The sequence below is a fragment of the Mesorhizobium sp. M7A.T.Ca.US.000.02.2.1 genome, from assembly GCF_003996995.1.
Taxonomy (GTDB): domain Bacteria; phylum Pseudomonadota; class Alphaproteobacteria; order Rhizobiales; family Rhizobiaceae; genus Mesorhizobium.
In genome coordinates this window covers 1-971 of sequence record NZ_RZTT01000809.1, presented here as the reverse complement: position 1 = coordinate 971, position 971 = coordinate 1, and the positions used below count along the sequence as shown (strand labels likewise).

The following is a 971-nucleotide window of genomic DNA, read 5'->3' as shown; positions in this document are numbered from 1 at the left end:
GCTCCCGCACCGGCCATGGCCAGCGCAACAAACCCGCCTGATATCGCAATGTCCTTCATCAGCATCTGCTGGTGCAGGAAGGCGAGCATTGCGTCGCCGCCGCCCTGGCCGTAATGGCCGATGAAGCCGGCGGCAATGCAGAAGGCGGCAAGCAGCAGCGCCGCGATCCGGGTCTGGAAACCGACCAGGACGAGCAGCCCGGCGATCAGTTCGAACAGTCCCGTGCCCCAGGCAGCAAGTGTCGGCAGCGGCAGGCCGAGGCTGGCGAAATAGCCTGTGGTGCCGGCTATGTCGCTCAATGCATGGATACCGGAAGGCACGAACAGGGCGGCGAGCAGCAGCCGGGAGAGCAGGAGCAGCGCGTTGCGGGGCATGTTCACCTCCCTTATCGGCCGCAGGCCGGCCTCCCGATAACCCGATCCTATCAGAAACTCCGGCCGACAGATCGGCGGGCATGTACCAACAACGAAAAAGCGGCGCGGAAAATTCCGCGCCGCTTTTTGTCGGCTATTGCCGGTTCTTGGCTCAGCCGCGCTTAGCGTCGATCGAATAGGCGCCGGCGCCCGAGGAAGCCAGCACGAGGAAGCCGCCCGCAATGGCGAGGTTCTTGAGAAACTGGATCATTTGCATCTGGTCGGCCCAACCGGTGTGGGCGACCAAGCCGGTAGCGACGGTGAAGATCGCCAGCACCCAGGCAACAATCCGGGTCTTGAGGCCGACGAGGATGGCGAGGCCGCCGAGAAGCTCGATCAGGCCGACGACAATGGCCGTTACGGTCGGCAAGGGCAGGCCGAGGGCACCGAAATAGCCGGCCGTGCCGGCGATGGCGGTCAGCTTGCCGGCGCCTGAAAGCAGGAAGATGACGGCAAGCAGGACGCGGCCGAGGAGGATGGTGGTCGAGGCATTGGATGCGCCGGAACCGGCGACTGAAGTGTTGATGGACATGGTGGCTCTCCGGGATGGGTTGATAC

General features: G+C 64.4%; 2 protein-coding genes. Both read right to left on the bottom strand.

Annotated features, from left to right (window positions below):
* Nucleotides 1-374 (bottom strand): DoxX family protein (locus EOD15_RS34810; RefSeq protein WP_148129835.1); only part of this gene is annotated, 374 nt, incomplete at its 3' end.
* A 151-nt stretch (nt 375-525) separates the two neighbouring features.
* The gene (locus EOD15_RS34805; RefSeq protein ID WP_127321514.1) at nt 526-945 is read right to left on the bottom strand and encodes a DoxX family protein; all 420 of its coding nucleotides are present in this window, start codon (nt 943-945) and stop codon (nt 526-528) included.
* Between the last annotated feature and the right edge of the window lie 26 nt (nt 946-971).

What these genes read in the sequence shown, in the direction of transcription:
- EOD15_RS34805 (WP_127321514.1), bottom strand. Translation starts at nt 945, where the DNA reads ATGTCCATCAACACTTCAGTCGCCGGTTCCGGCGCATCCAATGCCTCG.